Source organism: Virgibacillus chiguensis (assembly GCF_900129865.1).
Lineage (GTDB): Bacteria > Bacillota > Bacilli > Bacillales > Amphibacillaceae > Virgibacillus > Virgibacillus chiguensis.
Genome location: NZ_FQXD01000007.1, coordinates 1 through 3,574, shown reverse-complemented (window position 1 = coordinate 3,574; position 3,574 = coordinate 1). Strand labels below are relative to the sequence as shown.

Below are 3,574 nucleotides of genomic sequence, written 5' to 3'. Positions count from 1 at the left end.
AAATCGCTCATTGCACGGGAAAAAAAGCTCGCTTAAGTATGGAAATCGCTCACTGCACGAGAAAAAACGCTCGCTCATGTATGAAAATCGCTCACTGCGCCGGGAGAACCGTTCGTCAACTTACAAGGCAAAATCAGAAGCTGGCGACGAGTCCATATAGGCGTTCTGTTTTATCATTGCTTTTGTTTTACGAAGAAACTGCATATAGCACCAACATTGGCACCAACTAATATAGAAATAGAGAACATGCCTATCCCTAGACCTTCCCATCTACCAACAGTAAATATACTGAACAAAAGCATAAGAAAACTAACGAAACTTATTAAGGTTGTTAGTAAAAAGAGGACAGTGCGACGTATATAACGAGCTAAAACAATAATGATCGTTGCTGTTATAATACCAGCGAGGGTAATAGGCCACCAAGCTTCCAGTATATTCCTGTACATAGCTGCATTCCTCCTATACTCAGAATGTATATTTTTGTTTGCCGAAGCATGTATACATTTGTTTAAATGGTGCTATTTATACATGTGCATGCATGATTATAAGTTGACATGGGGTTCTCTGCTTGCAGATCTGATAGCAAAAACAAAAAGCCAGCGTACAAGGGATGGCTGACTGAACAAGGGATATCTTGCTATCCCCTCCTAGTAAAGTTTAATATACACTGGAAATCATTAGCATGTATACCTGCTAAATTCAACCTGTACTCCATAGGGATAATGTAACGATTTATTTGTTATAATTTTTAATTTTTAGTGCTTTACATAATAGACCAGCATCAGTTTAGCTTATGAGCATGCCGAGCTGCATATGCATGGAGGGAAAAGTATGGAGAAGAAAAAAGTTCGCGGGAGGAAACGCAAATGCAACATGATGATTAGAAGAATGGAGGTACAGACATTAGTGTTTCCATTACAATTTCACAGATGAAATTGCCGGTTGTCGAAAACTTTATCAATGCTAGTAAACTCCCCAATAAAGTAAAAACAATGTGTATGCAAATGCTTTTGGGTAGAGAAAAACATCTTATGGAATTAAACCCAATGATAAAGAAAAATACGGGTAGTGGTGCTGGTCAATTTATCAAGTTTATGGGATTCGGAAATCATTGTATTTAAAGGTAATAACTATTTTACTCCTTTATACTAGAGAAAATCAGGCAACGTAAAATCGTTACCTGATTAACCTTCTGCCTCTTTTTTTACTGCTTTTTTCGACATCGTTTTTTTATCGTGGTTACCAAGCAGTACATTTTTGGCTTTGATTCTATTTTTACGGTTGCTTAATACATATAAGGTATCATCTTCTAAAATGACGGTGTCACCGGTAGGCGTTATAATTTGCTTATCACGAATAATGCCAATAATCAATGTGTCATCAGGTAGTTCAATCTCATTTAATGTTTGATGGATAGCAGGTGACTTAGAGAAAATATGCACTTCCATAATCTCTGCTTCCGTATTACCCAAATGGATTAATTCCATGGTTGGTTTAGTCGGGTCATTTTTTTCACCTGTAAATCCAAGCTTTGAAGCGAGCCAAGACAATGTGCTACCTTGTACGAGTGCGGATATAAGGACAACGAAAAAGACAGCATTAAAAATGAGATCGCTATTCTCCACCCCGGCAATAACTGGATACGTCGCTAATACGATAGGTACGGCACCTTTAAGACCAGCCCAAGAGATAAACAATCGCTCTTTCATATTATATTTCATAAAAAACATTGAAATAAAAACAGCAATAGGTCGAGCGATGAACATAAGAATAAGGGTTAACAGCACGCCTTGCCAAAATATGGCAGGTAATGCCTGAGGGAAAACGAGCAAACCAAGCAAGATAAACATAAGAATTTGCATCATCCAAGCAAAACCTTCACTGAATCGTAAAATGGAAAAACGATACATCAGGTCACTATTTCCGACAAATACAGCCATGACATATACAGCAAGTAATCCACTTCCCCCAAAGAAATCCGCGATAAAATAAGTAGCGGTAGCCATCCCAATTGCAAGTGCCGGATATAGTCCAGAAGTATCGAGATTAATGTTATTAATGATAAGGACAGTAAGTTTTCCGAGTAACAGCCCAAGCAGGAGTCCTAAACCCATTTGTAAAAAGAAACTGCCGATCGTAGTCCAAATAGATGCGTCAGGAACCTGAATTAATTCAATAAACGCAACCGTTAGAAATACAGCCATCGGATCATTTGACCCTGATTCAGCTTCTAGTGTGGAAGTCAGCTTTGCTTTTATGTTTTTATTGCCAAGTACGGAAAAAACAGCAGCTGCATCTGTTGAGCCAACGATAGCCCCAAACAGCATGCCTTCTAGTACAGTAAGGTCGAGGATGTACATGGCAGCAAACCCAGTCACAACGGTTGTTAATAAAACACCTAACGTTGCAAGTGATCCGGCTGCACCGAGAACAGGTCGAATCTGCTCCCATTTTGTTTGCGTACCACCTTCGAATAAAATGATAATTAACGCCATAATTCCGATGAGTTGCATAAGCTGCGCATTTTCAAAGAAGATAAATTCATTTAAACCCATCCCGATTATGAGGAAAAGAACGAGAGCGGGAAGTCCAAGTTTAGAGGAAAATTTCGTTGCCAAAACGCCGACAATGAGCATAGCGGAAAATAAAAAAATAAGCATTTGCAATGATAAGTCCATGTTGAACAATCCTTCCAAAAAGAACAATCTACATCTATTATATCGTTTTTACCCTATTTTGAACAAAAATGAGCGCTTGAAATATAAATAAAAGTTCATAGGATAGAGGGGAGGATAAAAGAAAAAGTTACGAGTAAAGACGCATTTCGTATATAAAAGCCGTATGTATAATTTTAAGGAATAGACTAAAATTAAGACGGAACTACAACGTTTAGCTATTAAGAGGAGGGTTATCAATTGGCAGATAAGCAACGACAATTTAAAGAAACGAAAAACCATGGTGAGCATCGCAATGGGCGAAAAAGTCCATATAAAAATAGTCGTACACATGGTAGTGGGCAGCCAGATGAATATGTTACAGATAGGAAAAAATAATATAGTTTATGCAAGACAAATACACGTGTGTAGCTATCTATGATGTTAGCTAAAAGCATATAAGATGCTGTAAAAAGAAATCTAACAGAAACGAGCGTGTTTCTTTAGAGCGAAATGAGCTCCTTTTGTGCTTAAAATATGCACAGAAAGAAACTTCTTTCGTCCGTATTTAACGTTTTTAGCCAAGAAGTCTCCATCTTCAAGCGTGTGAAGGGTGAAATCCCAGCGGTAAGGTGGAGATGAATTGGCTTTCGGTCAAGTACGTCTTTAGACGTGCTAATTGACCGAACGCATGTTACCATAAGAGCATGAAGTGTTCTTTGAAAACTGGATATATGAGGTTGCATGGAGAAACTAATAATGCGAAAACCAAGCGATTCCTTCCATGTGTAAAATATCCAAGGTACGAAAGAAACTCCGATTCGTCGGACATCTAGGGCAGGAACTTCCCGAAGTAACGCTCATGGAGACGAAAGGTTGCTTTCGTCGTGGAAATGAGAAGCTCCCACTTCAAGCGAAGC

The 3,574-nt window shown here is 38.5% G+C and carries 4 protein-coding genes and 1 pseudogene; 3 read left to right on the top strand and 2 right to left on the bottom strand.

Annotated features, from left to right (window positions below):
* Positions 1–173: 173 nt before the first annotated feature.
* Positions 174–446 (bottom strand): YesK family protein, encoded by a 273-nt coding sequence (locus BUB45_RS09415; RefSeq protein ID WP_073007892.1) that lies wholly within the window; start codon positions 444–446, stop codon positions 174–176.
* A 483-nt stretch (positions 447–929) separates the two neighbouring features.
* On the opposite strand from BUB45_RS09415, the pseudogene BUB45_RS20780 reads away from it, so the two are divergent.
* Together BUB45_RS20780 and BUB45_RS20775 are read left to right on the top strand one after the other, a co-directional pair.
* Positions 930–1,037: pseudogene (locus BUB45_RS20780) on the top strand (DUF3916 domain-containing protein); the annotation flags it as partial.
* A gap of 31 nt (positions 1,038–1,068) precedes the next feature.
* Entirely contained in the window at positions 1,069–1,152 is an 84-nt protein-coding gene (locus BUB45_RS20775) for a DUF3916 domain-containing protein (protein ID WP_425303965.1), read from the top strand.
* 32 nt (positions 1,153–1,184) lie between these two features.
* On the opposite strand, the gene BUB45_RS09405 is transcribed toward BUB45_RS20775, so the two are convergent.
* Entirely contained in the window at positions 1,185–2,678 is a 1,494-nt protein-coding gene (locus BUB45_RS09405) for a potassium/proton antiporter (protein WP_073007886.1), read from the bottom strand.
* Positions 2,679–2,915: 237 nt separating this feature from the next.
* Between BUB45_RS09405 and BUB45_RS19870 the strand changes: the two genes are divergently transcribed.
* Positions 2,916–3,053 (top strand): hypothetical protein, encoded by a 138-nt coding sequence (locus BUB45_RS19870; RefSeq protein WP_162985912.1) that lies wholly within the window; start codon positions 2,916–2,918, stop codon positions 3,051–3,053.
* Positions 3,054–3,574 lie beyond the last annotated feature (521 nt).